Annotated in this window: 24 protein-coding genes, 1 tRNA gene and 1 pseudogene; 19 read left to right on the top strand and 7 right to left on the bottom strand. The window is 35.1% G+C overall.

The window, feature by feature from the left end:
* Position 1 precedes the first annotated feature (1 nt).
* Together AC6EIW_RS01615 and dnaK are read right to left on the bottom strand one after the other, a co-directional pair.
* Positions 2 to 928, bottom strand: a complete 927-nt coding sequence (locus AC6EIW_RS01615; protein ID WP_498520884.1) for a DnaJ domain-containing protein — start codon at positions 926 to 928, stop codon at positions 2 to 4.
* Positions 912 to 2912: a molecular chaperone DnaK gene (dnaK, locus tag AC6EIW_RS01610; protein ID WP_498520883.1), complete on the bottom strand. Its 2001-nt coding sequence runs from the start codon at positions 2910 to 2912 to the stop codon at positions 912 to 914. Before dnaK ends, AC6EIW_RS01615 begins: the two co-directional genes overlap by 17 nt.
* A gap of 138 nt (positions 2913 to 3050) precedes the next feature.
* Here dnaK and pstC point away from each other — a divergent pair, with 138 nt between their 5' ends.
* From pstC to pstB, 3 genes are read left to right on the top strand one after another with little or no spacing between them, the layout of a single operon-like run.
* Entirely contained in the window at positions 3051 to 4016 is a 966-nt protein-coding gene (pstC, locus tag AC6EIW_RS01605) for a phosphate ABC transporter permease subunit PstC (protein ID WP_498520882.1), read from the top strand.
* Positions 4017 to 4931 carry a phosphate ABC transporter permease PstA gene (gene pstA / locus AC6EIW_RS01600; protein WP_498520881.1) on the top strand — a complete coding sequence of 305 codons (915 nt, stop codon included), beginning with the start codon at positions 4017 to 4019 and terminating at the stop codon, positions 4929 to 4931. It begins immediately after the preceding gene.
* A 23-nt stretch (positions 4932 to 4954) separates the two neighbouring features.
* Positions 4955 to 5782: a phosphate ABC transporter ATP-binding protein PstB gene (gene pstB, locus AC6EIW_RS01595; RefSeq protein ID WP_498521598.1), complete on the top strand. Its 828-nt coding sequence runs from the start codon at positions 4955 to 4957 to the stop codon at positions 5780 to 5782.
* A gap of 39 nt (positions 5783 to 5821) precedes the next feature.
* Here the strand turns inward: pstB and AC6EIW_RS01590 are convergent.
* Positions 5822 to 5908 (bottom strand) — tRNA-Ser (locus AC6EIW_RS01590).
* Positions 5909 to 6123: 215 nt separating this feature from the next.
* On the opposite strand from AC6EIW_RS01590, the gene AC6EIW_RS01585 reads away from it, so the two are divergent.
* From AC6EIW_RS01585 to psaK, 8 genes are all read left to right on the top strand, one after another.
* Positions 6124 to 6990 carry an inositol monophosphatase family protein gene (locus AC6EIW_RS01585; protein WP_498520880.1) on the top strand — a complete coding sequence of 289 codons (867 nt, stop codon included), beginning with the start codon at positions 6124 to 6126 and terminating at the stop codon, positions 6988 to 6990.
* A 42-nt stretch (positions 6991 to 7032) separates the two neighbouring features.
* Complete coding sequence (locus AC6EIW_RS01580; RefSeq protein ID WP_498520879.1) at positions 7033 to 8208, top strand: ATP phosphoribosyltransferase regulatory subunit; 1176 nt, start codon at positions 7033 to 7035, stop codon at positions 8206 to 8208.
* A gap of 130 nt (positions 8209 to 8338) precedes the next feature.
* Entirely contained in the window at positions 8339 to 10243 is a 1905-nt protein-coding gene (gene htpG, locus AC6EIW_RS01575) for a molecular chaperone HtpG (protein ID WP_498520878.1), read from the top strand.
* 45 nt (positions 10244 to 10288) lie between these two features.
* Positions 10289 to 10525: a 50S ribosomal protein L28 gene (gene rpmB, locus AC6EIW_RS01570; RefSeq protein WP_498520877.1), complete on the top strand. Its 237-nt coding sequence runs from the start codon at positions 10289 to 10291 to the stop codon at positions 10523 to 10525.
* A gap of 18 nt (positions 10526 to 10543) precedes the next feature.
* A complete protein-coding gene (locus AC6EIW_RS01565) occupies positions 10544 to 11098 on the top strand; it encodes a peroxiredoxin (protein ID WP_498520876.1) in 555 nt (184 codons plus the stop codon).
* The gene (locus tag AC6EIW_RS01560; protein WP_498520875.1) at positions 11091 to 11399 is read left to right on the top strand and encodes a DUF2499 domain-containing protein; all 309 of its coding nucleotides are present in this window, start codon (positions 11091 to 11093) and stop codon (positions 11397 to 11399) included. The genes AC6EIW_RS01565 and AC6EIW_RS01560 overlap by 8 nt, the downstream gene beginning before the upstream one ends.
* On the top strand, positions 11396 to 11740 hold the full coding sequence (locus AC6EIW_RS01555) for a DUF3593 domain-containing protein (RefSeq protein ID WP_498520874.1): 345 nt from the start codon (positions 11396 to 11398) through the stop codon (positions 11738 to 11740). Before AC6EIW_RS01560 ends, AC6EIW_RS01555 begins: the two co-directional genes overlap by 4 nt.
* 70 nt (positions 11741 to 11810) lie before the next feature.
* Complete coding sequence (psaK, locus tag AC6EIW_RS01550; protein ID WP_498520873.1) at positions 11811 to 12071, top strand: photosystem I reaction center subunit PsaK; 261 nt, start codon at positions 11811 to 11813, stop codon at positions 12069 to 12071.
* Positions 12072 to 12150: 79 nt separating this feature from the next.
* On the opposite strand, the gene dxs is transcribed toward psaK, so the two are convergent.
* Positions 12151 to 14037, bottom strand: coding sequence for a 1-deoxy-D-xylulose-5-phosphate synthase (gene dxs / locus AC6EIW_RS01545; RefSeq protein WP_498520872.1), 1887 nt, complete (start codon positions 14035 to 14037; stop codon positions 12151 to 12153).
* Between the two features lie 119 nt (positions 14038 to 14156).
* On the opposite strand from dxs, the gene ilvA reads away from it, so the two are divergent.
* From ilvA to AC6EIW_RS01530, 3 genes are read left to right on the top strand one after another with little or no spacing between them, the layout of a single operon-like run.
* Entirely contained in the window at positions 14157 to 15701 is a 1545-nt protein-coding gene (gene ilvA / locus AC6EIW_RS01540; RefSeq protein WP_498520871.1) for a threonine ammonia-lyase, biosynthetic, read from the top strand.
* A 48-nt stretch (positions 15702 to 15749) separates the two neighbouring features.
* Positions 15750 to 16256, top strand: coding sequence for an SMC-Scp complex subunit ScpB (scpB, locus tag AC6EIW_RS01535; RefSeq protein ID WP_498520870.1), 507 nt, complete (start codon positions 15750 to 15752; stop codon positions 16254 to 16256).
* A gap of 24 nt (positions 16257 to 16280) precedes the next feature.
* Positions 16281 to 16583: a YggT family protein gene (locus AC6EIW_RS01530; RefSeq protein ID WP_158466549.1), complete on the top strand. Its 303-nt coding sequence runs from the start codon at positions 16281 to 16283 to the stop codon at positions 16581 to 16583.
* Positions 16584 to 16591: 8 nt separating this feature from the next.
* Here the strand turns inward: AC6EIW_RS01530 and AC6EIW_RS01525 are convergent, their stop codons facing one another.
* Positions 16592 to 16921 (bottom strand): nucleoside triphosphate pyrophosphohydrolase family protein, encoded by a 330-nt coding sequence (locus tag AC6EIW_RS01525; protein ID WP_498520869.1) that lies wholly within the window; start codon positions 16919 to 16921, stop codon positions 16592 to 16594.
* Between the two features lie 78 nt (positions 16922 to 16999).
* Between AC6EIW_RS01525 and pyk the strand changes: the two are divergent.
* The 3 genes and pseudogenes from pyk to ftsH form a co-directional block, all read left to right on the top strand.
* A pseudogene (gene pyk, locus AC6EIW_RS01520) lies at positions 17000 to 18424 on the top strand (pyruvate kinase); the annotation flags it as partial.
* A gap of 38 nt (positions 18425 to 18462) precedes the next feature.
* On the top strand, positions 18463 to 19692 hold the full coding sequence (locus tag AC6EIW_RS01515; RefSeq protein WP_498520868.1) for an ABC transporter permease: 1230 nt from the start codon (positions 18463 to 18465) through the stop codon (positions 19690 to 19692).
* A 143-nt stretch (positions 19693 to 19835) separates the two neighbouring features.
* Positions 19836 to 21761: an ATP-dependent zinc metalloprotease FtsH gene (gene ftsH, locus AC6EIW_RS01510; RefSeq protein WP_498520867.1), complete on the top strand. Its 1926-nt coding sequence runs from the start codon at positions 19836 to 19838 to the stop codon at positions 21759 to 21761.
* A gap of 3 nt (positions 21762 to 21764) precedes the next feature.
* On the opposite strand, the gene clpP is transcribed toward ftsH, so the two are convergent.
* Positions 21765 to 22355 carry an ATP-dependent Clp endopeptidase proteolytic subunit ClpP gene (clpP, locus tag AC6EIW_RS01505; RefSeq protein WP_498520866.1) on the bottom strand — a complete coding sequence of 197 codons (591 nt, stop codon included), beginning with the start codon at positions 22353 to 22355 and terminating at the stop codon, positions 21765 to 21767.
* An 83-nt stretch (positions 22356 to 22438) separates the two neighbouring features.
* Between clpP and psb29 the strand changes: the two genes are divergently transcribed.
* Positions 22439 to 23038 (top strand): photosystem II biogenesis protein Psp29, encoded by a 600-nt coding sequence (gene psb29 / locus AC6EIW_RS01500; protein ID WP_498521597.1) that lies wholly within the window; start codon positions 22439 to 22441, stop codon positions 23036 to 23038.
* 143 nt (positions 23039 to 23181) lie between these two features.
* Here the strand turns inward: psb29 and petN are convergent, their stop codons facing one another.
* The gene (petN, locus tag AC6EIW_RS01495; RefSeq protein ID WP_071841048.1) at positions 23182 to 23283 is read right to left on the bottom strand and encodes a cytochrome b6-f complex subunit PetN; all 102 of its coding nucleotides are present in this window, start codon (positions 23281 to 23283) and stop codon (positions 23182 to 23184) included.
* Positions 23284 to 23388: 105 nt separating this feature from the next.
* Here petN and AC6EIW_RS01490 point away from each other — a divergent pair, with 105 nt between their 5' ends.
* The gene (locus AC6EIW_RS01490) at positions 23389 to 23691 is read left to right on the top strand and encodes a DUF2103 domain-containing protein (protein WP_498520865.1); all 303 of its coding nucleotides are present in this window, start codon (positions 23389 to 23391) and stop codon (positions 23689 to 23691) included.
* Positions 23692 to 23929: the final 238 nt, after the last annotated feature.

Below are 23929 nucleotides of genomic sequence, written 5' to 3'. Positions count from 1 at the left end.
TCTAATAAGACTCTAGTGATATTTCATTTAAACGTTGATACAATGCAAGTTCAGAATCACTTAAATTATCTGGTAATACAATAATTATTTCAACAATTTGGTCACCTCGATATTCTTCATACTTCAATCCACGACCTCTAAGTCTTAACAACCTTCCTGTGGAAGAATTAGGGGGAACTTGTAAGGTTACTGATCCATTTAGAGTTGGTATATCAACTGCACAACCCAACAAAGCATCATGAGGGAATAATTCAAGACGATACATAACTCTTAATCCATCAATTCTTAACCCATCATCGGTTTGAACCTTTAATTGTACAAAATGATCTCGGCAACCAATTGCAGCACCTTCTATTCTTAATCTCCAACCATCTCCAGCAAAAGGAGGCGTTAAGACTTCAACAAGAGTCCCGTCTTGTAACTGAATTTCAAATGTTGAACCATAAAGAGCTTGATCTGGCGTGATTTCTACAACTGATTCTTGGTCTTCATAAATTAATGTTGGTGGTGGTGAAGGATAGCTTGTAGTAGGAACATATTCATTAAAATTAGATTCTTCATAGTCTTCGTATTCATCCTCAGAAAGGTCGGAATATGGATCACTAATATCATCTTTATCATTTTTAAAATTTGTTTTTATACCTAAAACAACATCTAAATATTCCTCATAAGATGGAAATCTATTTTCAAAGATATCTTGACTTTTATTATGTAATTTTTCCCATTCTTTTCTCTTTGTTGGATCACTTAAAATTGCATAGGCTTCATTAATTAATTTGAATCTTTCTTCAGCATTAGCATCATTTTTATTTAAATCAGGGTGCCATTTCCTAGCCTCTTTCCTAAAGGCTAATTTAAGTTCAGTAGCATCACATTCAGGAGAGACACCTAGTAAAGACCAATAGTTAGGATCAACGGTAGTAGTCATTATCCCAAGGATCTATATCCCTTCTTCCATAATTATTTTCACCACTTCTATTTTGACCTCTTTGAGAATAATCCCAAGGATCATCATCCCAGTAATCATCAGAAAATAATTCATCCTTTAAAGATCCAAAAGTATTTTTAATCCCTTGTATTGGATTAGATTCTGTTTTTCTTTCTGCTGATAAACGACGATTCAAACCAAATAATGCCTCTTGAAGAGCACCAACGGCGTATTCAAGTTCTTGTAAATCATCATCTTCTAGTAAATCTTCAACGTCCCTCATCGCAACTTCAACTGATCTTTGTTGTCTTTCTGCACCATAGGGTCCTAATTCAAGAGAAGCATCTCTTAGTCGTCTTTCAGCTTGAGCAACAAGTGTTAAAGCATTGTTCTTTTGATCAATAGAGGCACGCTTCTTTCTATCCTCAGATGCTTTTATTTTTGACTCTTCAATCAATTTATTAACTTCATTTTGATTCAGGTTTGAACCACCAGTAACACTTACGGATTGTTTCCTTCCAGTAGTTCTATCCGTTGCACTAACTTCTAATAAACCATTGGCATCGATATCAAAAGCAACCTGAACTTGAGGCACTCCTCTAGGGGCTGGAGGTATACCAGACAATCTAAATTTACCCAATGATTTGTTATCTGAAGCCATTTGTCTCTCGCCTTGCCATATATGAATTTCTACTGATGATTGATTGGAGGCCGATGTACTAAAAACATCGGATTGTCTAACTGGTATTGAGGTATTACGTGGAATTAAAACCTTCATTAAACCTCCTACGGTTTCAAGCCCTAATGAAAGGGGAGTTACATCATTTAATAGAAGGTCTCTTAACTCTCCTGAAAGGATCCCGCCTTGTATAGCGGCCCCAATAGCGACTACTTCGTCAGGGTTGACAGATTGACAAGGTGGATTTGGAACCAAGGTCTTAACTAATTGCTTTACCATTGGCATACGAGTACTGCCTCCTACAAGCACTACTTCATCAATTTCTTCAGGATTCCATCCTGAATCATCAATAACAGTATTAACAGGATCAAACAATCTATCTAAAAGATCACTGCAAAGACTCTCGTACATTTTTCTAGTAAGAGTCGTCTCTATGTGTAACGGACCGTCTTTGCCTGTAGAAATAAAAGGTAGTGATATTGGCGTTGCTTGTACACCAGAAAGTTCTTGTTTAGCTTTTTCAGATGCTTCAGTAAGTCTTTGTAAAGATTGCCTATCTCTTCTTAGATCAATTTTATTTATTGCTAAAAAATCTTCAGCGAGCCAATCAACAATTCTTTGATCAAAATCATTACCACCTAATTGGGTATCGCCTGAAGTTGCTTTTACGTCAAAGACACCATTTGAAATAGACATTAAAGAGACATCAAATGTTCCACCGCCTAAATCAAAAACCAATACTTTTCTAGAAGAACTCTTGTCAAATCCATAAGCAAGAGCAGCTGAGGTTGGCTCATTCAGAATCCTTTCAACGGATATACCAGCCAATACTGCAGCATCTCGAGTTGCTTGTCTTTGTGAATCGTTGAAATAGGCGGGAACAGTGATAACAGCAGAATCAACATTTTCGCCTAAATAGGTTTCTGCGTCATCTATTAACTTCCTAATAATGTTGCCAATCAATTCTTCCGGGGCATATTCTCTTTTTGTCACTGGAGAGGTAATTCGAACATTACCCTGATCATTTGAGCGAACGCTATAAGGAACAGAGAGACTTGTGTCTTCAAGCTCATCCCATGCTCTACCAACAAATCTTTTTAAATTTGAGAAAGTATTTTTTGGATTAAGAACTAATTGTCTTCTGGCTAGTTGACCCACCAATAATTCAGAGTCCTTAGTAAAGCCAACAACTGATGGAGTAGTTCTGGCACCTTCAGCATTAGAAATTACTACAGGCCTACCAGCCTCTAACACCGCTACAACGGAATTAGTAGTTCCCAAGTCAATGCCAACGATTCTCCCCATGGCAATACTTATTTAAGCCCCACAGTAAATAGCATTCAAGGGTTTTCAATACTTATTATGTACCCTTCAACACTTAAAGCCAATCATTAACCCCCTGTTAATGAAAAATTTGAAATTAGATATAGATTCATTATGTAAATGCTTTTGCAAGTGGAGAAAGCTACTACATCAAAATTTTTGCTGAGAAGAAGGCCAACTTCAGAAAAGTTGGTAGATATAAGCTTTAAAAATTTTGTTGTAGCTATGGCTTCAATGGTAGCTATCATACTTTTTTCGATATTTGCAGTTGTTTACTATGAATCAACCGAATCAATTTCAAGATATGGATTGAGGTTTCTTTTTAGCTCAGCGTGGAATCCTGTTACAGATGAGTATGGAGCATTCACTGCAATATATGGAACTCTTTTTACATCAATAGCTTCTTTATTAATTGCTATTCCATTAGGCGTAGGTACTGCAATATTTATAACTGAAAATATAATCCCTAAAAATATAAGAGATGTTATCGGAATAATGGTTGAGCTTTTAGCTGCTATTCCATCAGTAGTTTTAGGGCTCTGGGCAGTGTTTATTATGGAGCCATTTATGAGACCATTTTTGAACATGGTCCACGAAAAACTTGGTTTTATACCTTTTTTTGGGACTGAACCACTGGGAGCTGGAATGATGCCTGCAATATTAATTTTGGTTGTAATGATATTACCTATAATTACATCTATTTCAAAAGACTCATTAAATCAAATTCCATCAAATCTTAGACAAGCAGCCTATGGAATTGGAGCAACAAGATGGACAACAATTTTTAAAGTAATTATTCCAGCAGCAATTTCTGGAATAACTGGAGGTGTGTTACTAGCTCTCGGTAGAGCCATGGGTGAGACAATGGCAGTAACTATGATTATTGGCAATTCAAATAACTTTAGCTGGTCAATCTTTGCACCTTCTTATACAATTTCATCAATGTTAGCAAATCAATTTGGGGAGGCAGATGGCAGCCAGGTCTCTTCTCTGATGTATGCGGCATTAATCCTTATGATATTAACATTAATGGTAAATGTATTTGCTCAGTGGATCGTTAAAAAACTGAGCTTAAAATATAAATAAATGAAATATAATTCACAAAAAAATCTAACTTATAATCCATCTCTAAATAGAAATATTGGGAACAAAGCCTTAAGTATAATTTCTGCTCTTTTTGCTATAATTTCTGTACTTCCTTTAATACTAGTCATAAGCTATGTGTTAATCAAAGGCGGAAGCTATATAAATTTTGATACATTAATACTTGAACCCGAGCCTCCTGGGGATGATCTTCTATCTGCAGGAGGAATAGGACCCGCAATTACTGGAACTTTTATAATGACATTAATTGCTTCAATAATATCCATACCTGTAGGAGTAGGTGGTGGAATTTATCTTGCTGAATATTCTAAGTCTGGAAAATTTGCAAGCTTTGTTAGGTTTGGATCAAATGTACTTGCAGGAGTACCCTCTATAATTGCTGGAGTATTTATATACGCAATAATTGTTTCTACAAAAATATTATTTGGTTCAATGTTTAGTGGTATTGCAGGTGGTATTTCATTGTCTATTTTAATGTTGCCAACAATAATTAAGACAACTGATGAAGCATTAAAATTAGTTCCAGATAATCTAAGAAGGGCTGCCTTTGGAGTTGGTGCATCTAAATTTACGATGATATATAATATCACTTTGCCATCAGCATTTAGTTCTATATCTACGGGTATACTTTTAGCACTTGCAAGGGCCGCAGGCGAGACAGCTCCATTAATCTTTACAGCATTATTTTCTAGATATTACATAACAAGTTTTGACGATCTTTTTTATGAAATGGGTTCATTATCGGTGCTAATTTATAATTTTGCACTTGAACCATATGAATCACAAAATCAACTAGCTTGGGCCGCATCCTTTATTTTAGTTGTTGTACTATTAAGTCTAAATATTCTCTCAAGATGGATCAATAAACGTGGTGCTTTTTCTAAAAACAAAGTATAATCATGAACATAGTAAATAATAAAATGATTGACAGAATAAGTCCCAAAAACAAAAGAATTAAAAACGACTCATCTATCTCTGTTTCCTTAGATAATGTTTCGATAAAATATGGAAATTCAGTAGCTGTAAAAAATATCTTTTGTGATATAAAAAAACATCAAGTTACATCTTTTATCGGTCCATCAGGATGTGGTAAATCAACGGTTATTAGAGCAATAAATCGTATGAACGATTTAATTGAAGGCTGTGAATTATCAGGAAGTGTTATTTTTGAAGGTACAGATATATATGCAAAAGACATAGATCCAGTAGAAGTTAGAAGAAGAATTGGAATGGTATTTCAGCAACCTAATCCTTTTCCAAAAAGCATTTATGAGAATATTGCATTCGGAGCGAGAGTAAATGGTTTTAGAGGTGACATGGATCAATTAGTAGAGGAATCTCTTATCAAGGCAGCTGTTTGGGATGAATGCAAGGATAAATTAAACGAAAGTGGTTATTCATTATCTGGAGGACAACAACAAAGATTATGTATCGCAAGGACAATTGCAATCGAACCTGATGTGATTTTAATGGACGAGCCTTGTTCAGCACTTGATCCGTTATCTACATTAAAAATTGAAGAGACAATACATGAATTGAAAAGGAATTTTACAATCATTATTGTGACTCACAATATGCAACAAGCTAATAGGGTGAGTGATTTTACAGCCTTTTTTAATACAGAAAAAAAAGGAAATGATCTCGGAGGAAAAGTTGGATTCTTAGTAGAGTTTAGTAAAACAAAAAATATGTTCAATTCACCAAAGCAAAAATCAACTCAAGACTACATCTCTGGAAAATTTGGATAAAAACTAAAGATTTTCATCTAATTGCAACATAAGCAAGCACGGAGAGAGAGGGATTCGAACCCTCGATAGGGTTGCCCCTATACAGCATTTCCAGTGCTGCGCCTTCAACCACTCGGCCACCTCTCCTTAAATTCAGCAATGAAATCCTTTTTCGATTGCTGAATTTAAATATATACCACAAGAGAGCTCTTGTTAAAAATTTAAATGTTGGATTTATTTATTAAATATTTTTATAATAAAATAGGCTCCAGAAATCAGTAATCTATTAGTGAAAATAAATTGATTTAAAGATAAATATAATACTCCAATAAGCGACGATTATTATAAATAAAACAAAATTTATGATTATACCTAGCTGTAAAAGCGCAGCCTTGGATGCAGGGCTAACCAAAGCTGAAATAAATAAATTATTAGAAATTGCGAAACAGGCCGCTGAAAAAGGCGGGGCATCGCTAATGAATAATTATGGCAGGATTAAAACGATAAAATGTAAAGGGACTACTGGAGATCTTGTTACTAATGCGGATATAGAATGTGAAAAGATAGTAATAGATTATTTAGAAAAAGAGACTCCTAACATTTCTATTCTTGCGGAAGAAAGTGGATATAAGTTAAAAGATGGAGAATTAAAATGGTGCATAGACCCTCTTGATGGAACAACAAACTATGCACATGGATATCCATTTTTCGCGACTTCAATAGGTTTAATTTGGAATAGCAATCCAATATTGGGAGCAATATCAGTACCTTCTTTAAATGAAATTTATTATGCCTCTCCAGAGCATGGATCATTTTGTAATGGCGAGAAGATAAATGTTACAGACACAAATTCCTTATCAGATTCGCTCTTAGTTACTGGTTTCGCATATGACAGACGAGAAGTATTAGATAATAATTATTCCGAATTTTGCTGGCTAACACATCGGACTCATGGCGTCAGGAGAGGAGGAGCAGCCGCAGTAGATCTAGCATTTGTAGCCTCAGGCAAAGTAGATGGTTTTTGGGAACGCGGGCTTGCGAAGTGGGATATGGCAGCAGGGGTACCAATAGTTGAAATGGCAGGTGGAATAGTTTCCAATTATCCCTCCGGAGATTTTGATCTTAATACAGGGAGAATTCTTGCTTCTAACCCAGAGATACGAAATCAGCTTCTAACAGAACTTGAAAAAATTAGACCATTAACACCTAACTCTTATGGTGGAAAATAGTCCTGATTTATGTGATCCTTAAGTAATAAAAAGATTCAAATAATGACATTGCAACCTGCCTCGGGTGCGCGCGACTTAAATCCTCAGCAAGTAAGAAAAAACCATCTCATTGCATCTAAACTTTCATCTTTATATCAACTATGGGGATATGAACGAATATCACCACCACATATTGAACGTCTAGACACACTTATGGCAGCTGGTGGAATTTCGAACAATGAAATACTAAAAATTGTTTCTGATGAACCACTCGGATTAAGGCCTGAAATAACAGCATCAATTGTTCGTGCCGCTTCAACTAGATTTAATGAATATGAAAGGCCACTTCGTTTTTGGTCAACAGGAACATCATTTAAATGCAACCAAAGCATTGATGGTGGTATTGATATTGAAGAGTCATTTCAAAGCGGAGTTGAGTTAATAGGAACTAAAGCTATTAATGCAGAGATAGAACTTTTATCTCTTCTGATCGAATCATTAGAAGTAATTGAAATAGATCAGAAATATAAATTGACATTGCTTATTGGAAATACATATCTATTGGAACTTATTTTAAGCTCATTTGATTCAACCAAAATAGACCAAATAAAAAATATACTCTGCGATCTTGATTACATAGCATTGAGTACACTTGATGTAAATGATGAGCAAAGAAAGTTTATAAAGAATATAATGAATATGAGAGGAAAACCAGAAAACATTTTAACTAATCTAAAAAGAATTTATGGCTCGAATTCCCACATTGATAACCTAAAGGAATTATTTACAATTATTGAACCATTAGCTACAGAGAAAAGGATAGAAGTACAACTAGATCCAACATTAGGAACAAAATATAAATTATATAGTGGATTAACATTTTCTCTTGTTTCATCATCAACAAGTGCTCCTGTTATCCTTGCTAAAGGGGGTAGATATGATGAGTTAGTGAAGAAATTTAGTTCAAGCGATAATAATTGCTTCGGAATTGGATTTAGTATTAGCATTGATAAAGTTAGGGAATTAGTATCCTCTAGTAAGGAAACGAAAAGTAATAATGAAAAAGTATTAATAGCATATAAACAAAGAGCAAGTTTATATAAAGCTTTAAAACGCCAGAAAGAATTTCATGTTCAAGGAATTGTTTCCTTGATTTCGCATGAACCCTTAAAGACAAATCATGAAACAGATCGAATTTTAAAGTCCAACAGATGTAATAAAATTGAATGGATAGATTGATATCTATCAACTATATATTTTTAATAATTGTCAGGGATCGAAAACTATTGAGCGTTAATCAATAACTCTTTTGCTTTTAACACCTAAATATAAATTTGTATCGCTATGATGATAAAAATCTAGTTAAGTCATGCCTGTTAAAGAAGAAGGAACTATTCTAATTCACACAGAAAATATATTTCCAATAATAAAGAAAGCAGTCTACTCAGATCATGAAATATTCATTAGGGAGCTTATAAGTAACTCCGTAGATGCAATCAAGAAGAGAAAAATGGCCGCCTTTGCAGGAGATTGTGCTGCATCTGAAGATGAAAAAATAAAAATCTCAATTGACAGAGAAAATAAAACATTGACAATTAGTGACAATGGAATTGGAATGACTAGCAATGAAATCAAGAAATATATTAATCAAGTAGCTTTTTCAAGTGCAGAAGAATTTCTTGAAAAATATAAACAACCTGATGATGGATTCATAGGTCATTTCGGACTCGGTTTTTATTCAAGTTTTATGGTTGCAGAAGAAGTTGAAATAATCACTAAATCAGCAAAAAATGATTCGCAAGCTATTCAATGGAAATGTAATGGTTCACCTCAATATTCACTTAATGAATCAGATAGAGAAGAAATAGGTACAGATGTAATTTTACATTTAATGGAAGAAGAAATTGAATACATTGAACCAAGCAGGATTAAAACATTAATAAAAAAATATTGTGATTTCATGCCGATTGAAATCTCTCTTGAAGAAGAAGTTATAAACAAAATGAATCCACCATGGAGAGAAAACAAACAAAATTTAAAAGATGAAGATTATATTGAACTATATAAGTACCTCTACCCTTTTCAAGGCGATCCTCTTTTATGGGTTCATCTAAACACAGACTATCCATATAATTTGCAAGGTATATTATATTTTCCAAAGATAAGTGGAAGAGCCGATTGGGAGAGTGGTGAAATCAAACTTTTCTGTAATCAGGTATTTGTAAGTGACTCAATTAAAGAAATTGTTCCTAGATACCTATTACCTTTGAGGGGTGTAATTGATTCACCCGACATACCCTTAAATGTAAGCAGAAGCGCATTACAATCAGACAGAAGAGTTAAATCTATTGGCAACTTTATAGCAAAGAAACTAGCCGATAAACTCAAAACATTAAAGAAAGATGAAAGCCAATTTTATGCTGATATTTGGGACTCCATATCTCCTTTTATAAAAATAGGTGCTATGGAAGATGAGAAATTTTCCGAGCAAGTAAAAGAGATAATATTATATTCCACAACTAAAAACATTTCAGAAGATAATAAAGGCGCCGAAGAATTAATAAAATCTGGTCCTAAGACTTTTACCACCCTTGATGGTTATAAAAATAGGCTTACTGATGAGAACAAAAAGGTATTATATTCAACGGATGAAGTCTCTCAATCGACTGCACTCAATATGTGGACTTCACAAGGGAAAGAAGTTTTAAAACTTGATACTGTAATTGATACACAATTTATTCCTTGGCTAGAAGAAAAAAACAAAGACATAAATTTTGTCAGAGTCGATTCAGAACTTGATGAAAGTCTTAAAGATGATTCGCCTGAAATTGCAGATAAAGATGGAAATACAAAGTCAGAAACCCTGAAAAAGATTATTACTTCAGCTCTAAACAATGAAAAAGTGACGGTACAAGTTCAAAGCCTTAAAGGTGAGAATTCACCCCCTTCATTAATATTATTACCAGAGCAAATGAGAAGAATTAATGACATAACAGCATTAATGGAACAGAAACTACCTGGTTTACCTGAATATCACAATTTAATCGTCAATTCAAACCATCCTCTTATTCAAGGATTACTAAAATTAAATTCCAACCCAATAATTATTGAAGGATCTAACAATGCTGAAGAAGGTCAGTTAGCGAATGAAATCGCTATCCATGTTTATGAGATGGCAAAACTGTCAATTGGAGGTCTCGAGAATAAAGATATCGCAGCTTTTCAAACTAGGAATGCTGAGGTTTTAGGAAAATTAATGCAAAAATTCGTTTAAACTCAACCTCATTTGATAGAATACAAACACGCTAAAGCTTGAAAAATGTCTAGGGTTTGCCAACTTACAGGTACTAGAGCTAATAACGGAATGTCAGTAAGCCATTCACATATTAGAACCAAGAAATTGCAGCAAGCAAATTTGCAGCAGCGTAGATTATGGTGGGAAGAAGAAAACAAATGGATAAATATAAGAGTAACCACAAGAGCACTAAAAACTATTCAGAAGAAGGGATTGGGAAACTATGCCAAATCATTAGGGGTAGATTTAAACAAACTTTAAATTTGATTTGTTAATCAAATGAAAAGAAGACAATTTATAAATTCATTTATTTTATTTTCCTGTATTTTATTTATTAAACCTTCAAGGTTATTTGCAAGTATAAATTCAGTTAGGATTGGTCAAAGAGCCCCTCAATTCTTTTTAAATGGTTATAACAAAAACAATCCCAATAAAAAGGAATGGTCTCTAGATGATTTTTCTGGTGAATGGTTAATTTTATATTTTTATCCTAAGGATTTCTCTAGCGGTTGTACATTACAAGCTAAAAATTTTCAAGATAATCTTTCTAAGTTTAAAAAACTTAATTCCTCCATAGTTGGAATCTCTGCTGACAATGAAGAAGAACATGAATCATTTTGTACATCCAAAAAACTTGGGTACACCTTACTTTCAGATACAACAGGAGAAATAAGTAAATCATATGATTCATGGTTGGATCCCTATTCAAAAAGAAATACATTTATGATCAATCCAAAGGGTATAGTTGTATATAAATGGATAGGGGTAAAACCCATTGGTCATTCTCAAGAAGTTTTAGAAGAGCTTATTAAACAAAAGAAAATATATGCATGAACTTTCCTTAGGTACATGGTTTATCCACATTGCAACTCTATTTGAGTGGGGGATTGCAATAATAATAATTGACTATATTTCATCAATATCGAATAACAAAGCATTAGGTTATTTCGCTTTAGCAATGTTGCCAAATTTAGCTAGCGCTATGGCCGCAATCACCTGGCATGTGTTTGACAATAGTATTGAATTAAAAGGATTAGTTGTATTACAGGCAGCTCTTACAACAATAGGAAATATATGTCTGGCTTTTGCTGCATGGAACTTATTTAAATCTGAGTCATCACAACCAAACCAATGAATATTTCAATTCTTAGTCTTGAATCAATTGCACGAATTGATCCTAGTCCATTCTTCATCCTTTCTCTAATTCCTTATCTCGTATTCCTGCGTTACGCTGGCAAATCAAAAGCGATACCAAAAATATCATTCTTAGGTTTTAAGTTAACTCTCTTATTTGTATTCATGACGATAGTTTTTGCAATAATCGCACAAATTTATTTTGGAGATGAATTAACAAATGTAGATGTACTGCACGGACTAGCAGAATCGTTTTTAACGGTTAGCGATGCATTTGTTGTTTACGGTTTTGTTTTGATGCTGCAGTCAATAAAAACTAAAACGGAAGTAAAAAACTCTTAAGAGGTGAGTAACATTTGACGCAAAAGCATTGTTTATGGTCGATAATGAAAACATTCAATAGGTATAAAAGATGTTCACAACATTACTAGCTGCTGCTGATCCTGTGACATTTCAGTGGTCTCCAAAATGTGCCGTTGTGATGATCATTTGCAATTTACTTGCATATGCAATAGCGAGATCAAATATTGAAAAGCCAAACGAAGGTTTTCCTATGCCTAATTCTCAGTTTTATGGTGGACTAAGTCATGGCTCTTTTGTTGCTGCAAATTGCTTAGGTCATGTTTTAGGAATAGGTTCAATTTTGGGTCTAGCAGCTAGAGGCGTTCTATAAAAATATTAAGTTTTTAAATTAAATAAAAAAAAAGGGTTATTAAATAATAATCCTTTTTTTTATTTTTATTATTATGTAATTAATTAAAATTAAATTTATTTCTAATTTGATCAGCCATCATATCGGGTGTTAAACCAAGGGATTCTTTACTTTGCTGTGGAGTTGCATGATCAACTAATTTATCTGGTATTCCAATTCTTAATGTGGGAACAAAAATATCATTGTCATTAAATGATTCAACCACTGCTGAACCAAAACCACCCAACAATGTGCCTTCTTCCATTGTTACTACTTTACCAATCTTTTTAGCAGCCTTGTGAATAGTTTCCTCATCTAATGGTCTTATAAATCGAGCGTTAATAACAGTGCTATTTACACCAAAATCTTTAAGTATTTCTGCTGTTTTTATTGCTGGGCAAACCATAGAACCATAACCAATAATCAATAAATTATCTCCCTCTTCTATTATTTCAGCCTTACCAATTTCTAAGGTCTCCCATCCTTCCTCCATTAATGCGGCCCCTTCTCCAGAACCTCGAGGTATTCTTAAAGCTGATGGACCATTGTGATTAATACATGTAACTAACATTCTCTGTAATTCTGACTCATCTTTTGGAGCCATAACGGTGAAATTAGGTACACATCTTAAATAACTAATGTCATATTGTCCTTGATGAGTAGGCCCATCAGCACCAACTATTCCAGCTCTATCTAATACAAAAGTTACAGGTAAATTCTGTATTCCGATATCGTGTATCAACTGATCATATGCACGTTGTAAAAAAGTACTGTAAATAGCTACCACTGGCTTCAAACCCTCGCAAGCCATTCCTCCAGCAAGAGTTACAGCATGTTGTTCAGCTATTCCAACATCTACATATTGATCTGGAATAGCTTTCTGCAAGAGATTTAAAGCAGTACCTTCAGCCATCGCTGCTGTAATACCTACAATCTTGCTGTCTTGCTCGCAAAGCTTTACTAAAGTTTGACCAAAAACCTTGCTAAAACTAGGAGGTTTAGGAGTTTTAGAAGGGATAGATTTACCTGTCGTTAAATCAAAGGAGGACTGAGCATGGTAACCAACCTGGTCAGCCTCAGCATAGGGATAACCTTTCCCCTTAGTCGTAGCCACATGAACCATTACTGGTCCGCCAACTTTATGCGCTGCATTAAATGTCCTAGTTAATTCAGCAATATCATGTCCATCCACAGGCCCCATATAAGTAAAACCCAATTCTTCAAAAACAGCTCCAACCTTAGGAACTGCTAATCGTCGAACACTACCAGTAAGAGATTTAAATTCTTCTTGAATAGCATCTCCCATAAAAGGGAGATTTTTAACACTTTCTTGAACACTGTCCGAAATGAATTGGACAGGTGGGCTATGCCGCATACGATTTAAATAAGTGGACAATGCACCAACTGGAGGAGAGATTGACATGTCATTGTCATTTAAAACAACCAAAAGTGGGGTATTGGGTAGATGTCCAGCATGATTTATTGCCTCTAAAGCCATTCCACCAGTCAAGGCACCATCACCAATTACAGCTACACACTTATAATCTTCCCCTTTTCGATCTCTAGCGATCGCCATACCAAGAGCAGCTGAAATAGATGTGCTCGCATGCCCCGCTCCGAAATGATCAAACTTACTTTCTGTTCTTTTTAAGTAACCAGCTACTCCTTTTTGCTGCCTAAGCGAATCAAATCGATCATATCTTCCTGTGAGTAACTTGTGAGGATAAGCTTGATGTCCAACATCCCAAATAACTTTATCGACATCTAAATCTAAAGTCTGATAAAGAGCAATTGTTAACTCAACAACACCAAGACCTGGACCTAAGTGCCCACCACTAGTAGAAACAACTTGAAGATGCCTTTCTCTAATTTGGCAAGCAACATCTTCCAATTCACTAATGGCTAAGCCATGAAGCTCATTCGGATGACTTAACTGGCTCAGACGCATACAACTCTGAGATTGAATCTCTCCAATCTACGAGGTCTACCCTACATTTTGATAAAACTTGCACAAGAACAAATGGAATGTAGAAAATACATAAACCAAAAATCGGTGAAAAACTAGATATGGAGGACTATCTACAGAAAATACTAAGAGCTCGTGTTTATGACGTTGCTGAAGAAACACCCCTAGAAAGAGCAAAAAACTTAAGCAAAAAATTTAAAAATGACATCTGGTTAAAGAGAGAAGACCTTCAACCAGTCTTTTCATTCAAATTAAGAGGTGCATTTAATCGCATGTCTCAGTTGTCTAAAAAAGAGCTTTCTAAGGGGGTAATTGCATCAAGCGCTGGGAACCATGCGCAAGGAGTTGCTTTAAGTGCATCATTCCTTAATTGCAGGTCCGTGATTGTAATGCCTTTAACAACTCCCATAATGAAGGTAAAAGCAGTTGAATCACTTAAAGCAGAAGTTATTCTTTTTGGTGAAACATATGATGAATGTTACGAAAAAGCTTTAGAAATATCCAAAAAAGAAAATCTAACTTTTATTCATCCTTTTGATGATCCTGAGGTTATAGCTGGACAGGGAACAATAGGTCTTGAAATACTTAGACAAAGTCATACACCACCTGACGCAATATACATTGCAGTAGGAGGAGGAGGACTCATAGCAGGAGTAAGTGCATACGTAAAAGCAATTTGGCCAGACACAAAGATTATTGGTGTTGAACCTGAAGATGCTTGCGCAATGACACTTTCAATAAAAGAAAACAAAACCGTTGAACTTGAAAGTGTTGGCCTTTTTGCAGACGGTGTTGCTGTAAGGAAGGTAGGAGAAAAGACATTCTCAATTTGCAAAAAGAATGTTGATGAAATGATTACAGTAAATACTGACGAAATATGCGCAGCTATAAAAGATGTTTTTGAGGATACCCGATCAATTCTAGAACCAGCAGGTGCATTATCTGTCGCTGGTTTAAAAAAACATGTTATTAACAATAAGTTAAAGAATAGCAATCTAGTTGCCATTGCTTGTGGTGCGAATATGAACTTTGAAAGACTAAGATTTGTAGCAGAAAGAGCTGAATTAGGAGAAGAAAAGGAAGCAATGATTGCAGTCGGGATTCCTGAAAAAGCAGGAAGTTTAAAACTTTTATGTCAAACACTTGGATCGAGAAGTTTAACTGAATTTAGTTACAGAATGTCAGAAGGTAAAACAGCACAAATATTTATGGGTGTTGAAGTGTCGAACATAAATGACAGGGAACTATTAATAAGTGAAATAAAAAGAAAGGGTTTTGATTGTTGTGATTTAAGTAATGATGAATTGTCTAAGGTTCATCTCAGGCACATGGTCGGGGGCAGGCTACCAAGATCAATAAATCAACTATCAAATGGAGAATATAGAGAATTACTATACAGATTTGAATTTCCGGAAAGACCTGGAGCCTTAATGAGATTTGTCAATTCAATGAGACCAGAATGGACAATAAGCATTTTCCATTATCGAAACCATGGAGCTGATACTGGAAGAATAGTAATAGGAGTGCTTGTCAATGATTCCGACATTCCAGCTTGGAATGAATTTGTTGAAAAAATAGGTTATAAAAGTTGGAAAGAGACAGATAATCCTGCATATAAATTATTTTTAGGTGCACACTTCAATTAGACGCGTTAATTTTGGATATCAAAAAAAATAATTTTTAATTTCAAAGTTATGAGTGAGAACATACAAATTTCTTTACCCGCGAAGATTGAAGCAATCCTTTATCTAAAAGGAAGACCAACATCATCAAAAGAGATGGCTGAATTACTCGAAAAAGATATAGCTGAAATTGAAAAAGCACTCTGGGAACTTAAGGCTGGATATGCTCAGCGCGACACTTCTTTAGAAATAATTGAAAACAAAAATCATTACAGCTTGGAATTAAAACAAGGACTCGGTGAGTTGGTTCAGGATCTTCTCCCAGCAGATTTATCGATTGCGACCCTAAGAACATTGGCTACTGTTGCGCTGAAGAAGAAGATACTTCAATCAGAATTAGTTGATCTTAGAGGATCTGGAGCATACGATCACATTAAAGAACTTGTAGATAAAAATTTCGTGGAAAGAAGACGACAAAAAGATGGTCGTTCTTTCTGGCTAACTCTTTCAGAAAAATTTCATCAAACATTTTCCGTATTACCTGAACCAGATCAAGCAGAAGACAAAAATGCGGCGTAATATAATATAAAAAATTAATTGCCAATGGGTTACGAAATTATTCCAACAATTCTGCTTGTACTTTTAAAAACACTTGGAATTTATTCAACAATATTGATCATTAGGGTTCTACTGACCTGGTTCCCGAATCTTGATATGAGTAATCCCATACTCCTAAATTTATGCGCTATAACCGATCCTTATTTGAATTTTTTCAGAGGAATAATTCCTCCATTAGGAGGCTTAGATTTATCTCCTATTTTAGCCTTTGTAGTAATTAGAGTTGTTCAAGGAATACTTGGAAATGCAGCAGCACTTGCAATGGGAGGATTTCAAATGTATGGATAATTTAAAATTCAACGATTATCGCCGCTGCCTTGAATTTTCCCTCGAGATTTTCGACTGCTCAGCTTCTGCAAGTTTGCATGAGCAACCTCTTCCAATTCATATCCCAATTCGCTAGAGAGTTGTGATATGTACCAAAGAACATCACCAAGTTCAAATTTAATTGCATCCTTACTATCTTTATCAAATACACCTTTTTTATCTCTTATAATTTTTTTAACTTTATCAGCGACCTCACCGGCCTCACCAACCAGACCTAATGTTGGATAAATAGCATTGCTACCGACTTCAGGATAAAGAGCTGTCTTGCGAGATTCTCTTTGATAATCATTTAATTCCATTTTTATTTACTTGAAAAAGCAAAGTTGACAAATAAAACACAACTAGATGTTAGTTTTTTGTTATCACAAGCCAAATAAATGACGATACTCGACCTAGCCCGAAGGACCAAAATCGTTGCCACCATAGGCCCAGCGACTGAAAGTGCGAGTCAAATAACAAAATTGGTAGAGGCAGGTGCTACTACATTTCGTCTAAATTTTAGTCATGGTGACCATGATGAACATGCTGAAAGGATAAAAACAATTAGACAAGTTTCAAATGATCTAGGCATTCACATTGGAATACTCCAAGATCTTCAGGGACCTAAGATTAGACTTGGAAGGTTTAAGAACGGTCCTGTTAATATCAAAAATGGAGATAAGTTTATTCTCACATCAAAAAATATTGAATGTACTAAAGATCAGGCAAATGTCACTTATGACAAATTAGCTCAAGAAGTAAATATAGGAAATAGGATTCTCTTGGATGACGGAAGAGTAGAAATGAAAGTTGAAAAAGTTGAACTAAAAGAACAAAAATTAATTTGCAAAGTAACTGTTGGCGGAGTGCTCTCTAATAACAAAGGAGTTAATTTTCCAGATGTTCAATTATCAATTAGGGCCTTGACAGAAAAAGATAAAAAAGATTTAGCATTTGGTCTTAAGCAAGGTGTTGATTGGGTAGCACTCAGTTTTGTAAGAAATCCATCAGATCTAATTGAAATAAAAGATTTAATTAGAAATCATGGTTTTGATACACCTGTAGTAGCAAAGATTGAAAAATTTGAAGCAATTGATCAAATAGATGCTGTTTTAAAACTTTGTGATGGAGTGATGGTTGCCAGAGGTGACCTTGGTGTTGAGATGCCTGCAGAAGAAGTTCCATTGCTACAAAAACAACTTATCAAAAAGGCCAATAGCCTTGGGATTCCAATCATAACTGCCACACAAATGCTTGATTCAATGGCTTCAAGCCCAAGGCCTACAAGAGCCGAGGTGAGTGATGTTGCAAACGCGATACTTGATGGTACAGATGCTGTGATGCTTTCCAATGAGACTGCTGTTGGCGATTATCCAATTGAGGCTGTAGCAACCATGGCCACTATTGCAAAAAGAATCGAAAGAGATTATCCACAAAAAGCATTAGAAAGTCATCTTCCAAGCACTATTCCAAATGCAATAAGTGCAGCCGTAAGCAGTATTGCCAGACAAATCAACGCAGCCGCAATTATTCCCCTAACAAAAAGCGGCGCCACAGCAAAAAATGTAAGTAAATTTAGACCTGCTACTCCAGTGTTAGCGGTAACGAATGAAAGAAGTGTAGCGAGCACACTTCAACTTGTCTGGGGAGTCACACCACTTTTGATAGAAAATCAAACAAGCACATCAAAAACATTTGATGATGCCATGGCTATGGCAAAAAAAATGAATCTTTTAAAACAAGGTGATCTTGTAGTAGAGACAGCAGGGACATTATCTGGAGTGAGTGGGTCAACTGACCTAGTAAAAGTCGGAATAGTTAGTTCAGATCAAGAAGCTGAAAATTTATTTATCTAAAAAATATGAAAAGGAAACTCCCGCTAACTGAAACATCGGGAATGGCAATAAAAAATCTTAAATCTAATAAGTTTAGATCCCTATTAACAATGCTAGGAATAGTTATTGGTAATGCCTCGGTAATAACGCTTGTTGGGGTGGGCAGAGGCGCTCAAAATCTTGCAGAGAATCAGCTAAGCAACTTGGGAGCAAATGTTTTATTTGTCGTACCAGGCAATAATGACACCAGAAGAAGAGGTGTGGCTTTCCCTAAAAATCTTGTTCTCAAAGATGCAAAAGCGATAGAGCAACAAGTTCCAACTGTTAAAAGAGTAGCTCCTCAAATCTCAACAAATGAAGTCATACAAAGTGGCTCCAAAAGTACAAGTAGTTCTATTTCAGGGATAACAAGTGATTTTTTAATTGTTCGAAGCTTTGAAATTGCTAAAGGTCGTTTTATTAATGATCAAGATACAAAAGGGGCCAAGAATGTAGTAGTTATTGGACCAGACCTTGAAGAGAAGCTATTTAATGAAAGAGAAGGCTTAGGAGAAAAAATAAGAATAAAAGATCAGTCTTTTGAAATTGTTGGAGTCATGAAACCTAAAGGTGCTGTATTTGGAAGCAATCAAGATGAGAATGCATATATTCCTCTATCAACAATGGTCAGCAGAATTACTGGTAAGGATCCAACTTATGGAATTAGTCTCAGTTTCATCAGTGTTGAAGCCATAAATGAAAACTCAACAAAGGCTGCAAAATTTCAAATAACAAACTTATTGAGACAAAGACACAAAATCATTAGAGATGATGACTTTGCTGTTAGATCTCAAAAAGATGCTTTGCAAATAGTATCGACAATTACAGGTGGTTTAACATTAATGCTTGCTGCGATAGGAGGGATATCATTACTAGTTGGGGGAATAGGTATTATGAATATTATGCTGGTATCTGTAAGCGAAAGAACTGAAGAGATAGGGCTTAGAAAAGCTCTAGGAGCAAGAAGATTAGATATTTCAACCCAATTCTTAATAGAATCATTGATTCTTTCCAGTTTAGGTGGAATAGCTGGAACAGGCTTAGGACTTACTACTGTAAAGATAGTAGGTTTATTAACACCTTTACCAGCAACAATTGGATTTGGAACTGTATTCATAACAGTTATCATTTCTGGCACAATAGGTTTAACATTTGGCGTTCTTCCAGCCAAAAGAGCTGCAAAACTAGATCCAATTACGGCATTAAGAAGTTTATGAGAACTAAACTTTTACTAAAAAATAATTTTTTCTAAATTTCAACAGCCAAAAAATATTTTTTGAAAATTTACTAGAAACTGTTTGAATCATCCAACAGAAAGGGGCATTAAACTACTAGAATCTTCCAAAAAGTTTTGAGCTTTATGGATAAGAAATGGAAAGTAATAGCACTTTGGGTTCTTCCCATAACAATAGTAGTTCTTATTACATGGCAAATTCTAGGTTCAGCAACAAATAATCAAGTCAATCAAACCACTTCAACTTCTGCATCAAGAACTGCACCAGTTGGAAAAATTAGTTATGGAAGGTTTCTCGATTATGTTAAGGCTGGAAGAGTCACATCAGTTGACATTTACGAAGGTGGTAGAAATGCGATCGTCGAATCAGTCGATCCTGAAATAGATAACAGAGTTCAAAGATTAAGAGTTGATCTTCCTGGATTAGCTCCTGAATTAGTCTCTTCTTTAAAAGAAGAGGGAATTAGTTTTGATATTCATCCTCCTAAAACAGCTCCTGCTGGTGTTGGAATACTTGGTAATCTCTTATTCCCACTAATTTTAATTGGAGGTCTGATTTTACTATCTAGGAGATCAAATTCAATGCCAGGTGGGCCAGGACAAGCAATGCAATTTGGTAAAACAAAGGCAAGATTTGCTATGGAAGCCGAGACAGGTGTCAAATTCGATGATGTAGCAGGGGTAAATGAAGCGAAGCAAGATTTAGAGGAAGTAGTTACATTTTTAAAGCAGCCTGAGAGATTTACCTCTGTTGGCGCTCAAATTCCAAGAGGGGTTCTTCTAGTTGGGCCTCCAGGAACTGGAAAAACACTATTAGCCAAAGCAATCGCTGGTGAGGCTGGTGTTCCTTTTTTCTCACTTTCAGGATCAGAATTTGTAGAAATGTTTGTTGGTGTGGGAGCTAGTAGAGTTAGGGATTTATTCAAAAGAGCTAAAGAAAACAGCCCTTGCTTAATTTTTATTGATGAAATTGATGCAGTCGGAAGACAGAGAGGGGCTGGAATTGGAGGTGGCAACGATGAAAGAGAACAAACTCTTAATCAACTACTAACCGAAATGGATGGGTTTGAAGGAAATAGTGGAATCATTATCATTGCAGCAACAAATAGACCTGATGTTCTTGACTCAGCATTGATGAGACCAGGAAGATTTGATAGACAGGTGACTGTTGACGCCCCTGATATATCAGGAAGATTATCAATACTCAAAGTTCACTCTAGAAATAAAAAATTAGAAAAAGACTTAACTTTAGAAAGCATCGCAAGAAGAACTCCTGGTTTTACTGGAGCCGATCTAGCGAATTTACTAAATGAAGCTGCGATTCTTACAGCAAGGAGAAGGAAAAATCAGATAGGTCTCTCAGAGATTGATGACGCCGTTGATAGAATTATCGCTGGAATGGAAGGAACCCCTCTTGTTGATGGAAGAAGCAAAAGACTGATTGCATATCACGAGGTTGGTCACGCTTTAATTGGTTCACTAGTCAAAGATCATGATCCTGTTCAAAAAGTCACCGTTATTCCTAGAGGACAGGCACAAGGGTTAACATGGTTCTCTCCTGATGATGATCAAACATTAATTAGTAGAGCGCAATTAAAAGCAAGAATAATGGGAGCGCTAGGTGGACGTGCTGCAGAAGATATCATTTTCGGAAGAGAAGAAGTTACAACTGGTGCTGGAGGTGACGTTCAAATGGTCGCATCAATGGCCAGACAAATGGTTACTAGATTTGGCATGAGTAGCCTTGGACCCGTTTCATTAGAGGGTGATAGTCAAGAAGTATTTGTTGGAAGAAGCTTAATGAATACATCTGACATATCAGACGAAATCTCAAAGCAAATTGATGAACAAGTTAGGTCAATAGTTAAAAAATGCTATGACGAAACACTTGAATTGGTAGCAGAAAATAGATCGGCTATGGATAAATTAGTTGAGATTTTAATCGAGAAAGAAACTATGGATGGAGACGAGTTTTGCAAAATCTTATCAAATTATACTGATATCCCTGAAAAAGACAGGTTTATTCCAGTATTGCCAGACCCAGAAAAGTAAGGCCTAAACTGAATTAATAGGCCTTTTATTAAAAACGTTATCAATAATGCCATATTCGACAGCTTCAGATGGAGACATATAAAAATCTCTGTCTGTATCTTCCCTAATTCTCTCAAGGGGTTGTCCAGTTCTATCTGATAATTCCTTATTCAACTTGTCCTTAATAAATAATATTTCATCTGCTTGAATTCTAATGTCACTAGCCTGCCCTCTCGCTCCTCCAAGTGGTTGGTGAATCATTATTCTTGAATGAAGCAAACTGCTTCTCTTTCCTTTTGCGCCAGCGCATAGCAAAAAAGCCCCCATACTGGCAGCCAGACCAACGCAAACTGTATGTACGTCAGGCTTAACATGTTGCATGGTGTCAAAGATACCAAGGCCGTCATAAACAGATCCTCCTGGTGAGTTGATATAGAGAAAAATATCTTTGTCGGGATCATCCGCTTCTAAGAAAAGCAGTTGAGCGACAATTCGGTTTGCAGAATCACTAGTTACTGGTTCACCCAAAAAAACTATTCTCTCCCTAAGAAGCCTTGAATAAATATCAAAGGCTCTTTCTCCTCTTCCAGATTCTTCAATAACTATTGGAATCATCGAACGATGTGATGGTCGGTTTTCATGATCCTAGCTAAGTCACGGGGTAAGCTAAGGTTCTTAAGAATTATCTAGGTTTGGCATTGAGCGTTAGAGCAACAATTTCAGACAGCAAATCTGATTTCCATAAGGAATTTCCTTATGTCATTCCCTCAATTTATAGAAAACTCGCAGACGAACTGCTTGTTGAACTTCATTTACTAAGTCATCAAAAAAACTTCAAAAATGATGCCATTTTTGCAACTGGATTAAGAGAAATATTCAGTAAGTTCACTAATGGATATAAGCCTAGCGAACACATAGAGAAACTTTTCGACGCGATTTGCAACTGCAATGGCTTTAACCCTGTAGAAATCAAAAATTCTTCTGAACAATTAATAAATAAATCGAAAGAATTCACAAAAGAAGATCTGATAAAGTTTGTATCAACAAAAGAAAATCAAACAAAAGAAATAAACTACTATAGTCGAATAAATGCAATTGGTATATACAAGTTGGTTAATGAGATACCTTCACTTAAGGACTTAAAAGAAGAAGATATAGACAAAGAAATAACAAATATTTCTAATGCACTTGGTTACCAATGCTCAAGAGTTGATAAAGATATAAGTATGTATAAATCAAATATTAAAAAGATGAAACAAGCATTAGAAATTATCGCATTAAACTTAAAATCAAAATAATAATTCTATTAATTATTTTCTTCTTTTATCCTTCCAATCAATATAACTAATGTATATAACACTGATTGTAATAAATGAAAGTAGGAAAATAGATAAAAAAGATAGAAAGCTATAGAAATTAAAGTCTATAGGCATCACAATATCTAAATATCAATAGAACCATCACCATTTCTACCCCAAACAACCATTGCTATAGAAAAAGTGAAAATAGCAGCCAATGAGGCCCAACCCAATGTGAAGATCATTACATTTGTAATTTTATTCAATTATAACTTATTAAATAGGTTTGAATTGTATACCTATAAAAAAACCATAAACAATCAAGAAATTATACGAAAATCATTAAATCCATGGGAAGACTTGTTCAAAACCACAGCACGCACATAAAAGGCTTAATCAAATGGTTGAAAAAGATATCAGAAAGAAATGAGATTAAGACAGTTACCCCTGCTTCGCTGTCAAAAACAAACGGAAGAGGTGAAAAGCTACTGCTAAAAGTTACTGTTAAAACAAGTGAAGGGTATAAGCTCCTAGCAAGAAAGGGTACGCTCGTACAAGAGGTATTTCTTGTAACAAGCTTAGACGAGAGTAAAGTAAAAGAAATAATAGAAGAAACTAATCCGAAGCCTTCTCGGAAAAAGAAAGGTTTTTAGATGAAGATGGGTGAAAATAGGAGTTTTTATTTTGCTTAGAGACAGATTCAGAAAGTTCTCGTATTATTTCTTCTTTGATCATATTCATAGCTGAATCAATTTCGTAAAGGTTATCTGCCATGGAAGGTATAATTTTTCTTAATTTAATTGCATAAACAAAAGAAGCTCTATTTATTAATAAAAAAATTAGATTTATAAAAACTAAACTAAATTTCAAAAAAAATTGTATATGAAACAT

This window comes from Prochlorococcus sp. MIT2308 (assembly GCF_059772345.1).
Note: the sequence above shows the minus strand (reverse complement) of the source record. Positions and strands in the feature narration are given on the sequence as shown.

Excerpts from the sequence above, each read along its gene's own strand:
- AC6EIW_RS01615 (WP_498520884.1), bottom strand. The coding sequence starts at position 928 with ATGACTACTACCGTTGATCCTAACTATTGGTCTTTACTAGGTGTCTCT.
- dnaK (WP_498520883.1), bottom strand. The coding sequence starts at position 2,912 with ATGGGGAGAATCGTTGGCATTGACTTGGGAACTACTAATTCCGTTGTA.
- pstC (WP_498520882.1), top strand. The coding sequence starts at position 3,051 with ATGCTTTTGCAAGTGGAGAAAGCTACTACATCAAAATTTTTGCTGAGA.
- pstA (WP_498520881.1), top strand. The coding sequence starts at position 4,017 with ATGAAATATAATTCACAAAAAAATCTAACTTATAATCCATCTCTAAAT.
- pstB (WP_498521598.1), top strand. The coding sequence starts at position 4,955 with ATGATTGACAGAATAAGTCCCAAAAACAAAAGAATTAAAAACGACTCA.
- AC6EIW_RS01585 (WP_498520880.1), top strand. The coding sequence starts at position 6,124 with ATGATTATACCTAGCTGTAAAAGCGCAGCCTTGGATGCAGGGCTAACC.
- AC6EIW_RS01580 (WP_498520879.1), top strand. The coding sequence starts at position 7,033 with ATGACATTGCAACCTGCCTCGGGTGCGCGCGACTTAAATCCTCAGCAA.
- htpG (WP_498520878.1), top strand. The coding sequence starts at position 8,339 with ATGCCTGTTAAAGAAGAAGGAACTATTCTAATTCACACAGAAAATATA.
- rpmB (WP_498520877.1), top strand. The coding sequence starts at position 10,289 with ATGTCTAGGGTTTGCCAACTTACAGGTACTAGAGCTAATAACGGAATG.
- AC6EIW_RS01565 (WP_498520876.1), top strand. The coding sequence starts at position 10,544 with ATGAAAAGAAGACAATTTATAAATTCATTTATTTTATTTTCCTGTATT.
- AC6EIW_RS01560 (WP_498520875.1), top strand. The coding sequence starts at position 11,091 with ATGCATGAACTTTCCTTAGGTACATGGTTTATCCACATTGCAACTCTA.
- AC6EIW_RS01555 (WP_498520874.1), top strand. The coding sequence starts at position 11,396 with ATGAATATTTCAATTCTTAGTCTTGAATCAATTGCACGAATTGATCCT.
- psaK (WP_498520873.1), top strand. The coding sequence starts at position 11,811 with ATGTTCACAACATTACTAGCTGCTGCTGATCCTGTGACATTTCAGTGG.
- dxs (WP_498520872.1), bottom strand. The coding sequence starts at position 14,037 with ATGCGTCTGAGCCAGTTAAGTCATCCGAATGAGCTTCATGGCTTAGCC.
- ilvA (WP_498520871.1), top strand. The coding sequence starts at position 14,157 with ATGGAGGACTATCTACAGAAAATACTAAGAGCTCGTGTTTATGACGTT.
- scpB (WP_498520870.1), top strand. The coding sequence starts at position 15,750 with ATGAGTGAGAACATACAAATTTCTTTACCCGCGAAGATTGAAGCAATC.
- AC6EIW_RS01530 (WP_158466549.1), top strand. The coding sequence starts at position 16,281 with ATGGGTTACGAAATTATTCCAACAATTCTGCTTGTACTTTTAAAAACA.
- AC6EIW_RS01525 (WP_498520869.1), bottom strand. The coding sequence starts at position 16,921 with ATGGAATTAAATGATTATCAAAGAGAATCTCGCAAGACAGCTCTTTAT.
- AC6EIW_RS01515 (WP_498520868.1), top strand. The coding sequence starts at position 18,463 with ATGAAAAGGAAACTCCCGCTAACTGAAACATCGGGAATGGCAATAAAA.
- ftsH (WP_498520867.1), top strand. The coding sequence starts at position 19,836 with ATGGATAAGAAATGGAAAGTAATAGCACTTTGGGTTCTTCCCATAACA.
- clpP (WP_498520866.1), bottom strand. The coding sequence starts at position 22,355 with ATGATTCCAATAGTTATTGAAGAATCTGGAAGAGGAGAAAGAGCCTTT.
- petN (WP_071841048.1), bottom strand. The coding sequence starts at position 23,283 with ATGATCTTCACATTGGGTTGGGCCTCATTGGCTGCTATTTTCACTTTT.
- AC6EIW_RS01490 (WP_498520865.1), top strand. The coding sequence starts at position 23,389 with ATGGGAAGACTTGTTCAAAACCACAGCACGCACATAAAAGGCTTAATC.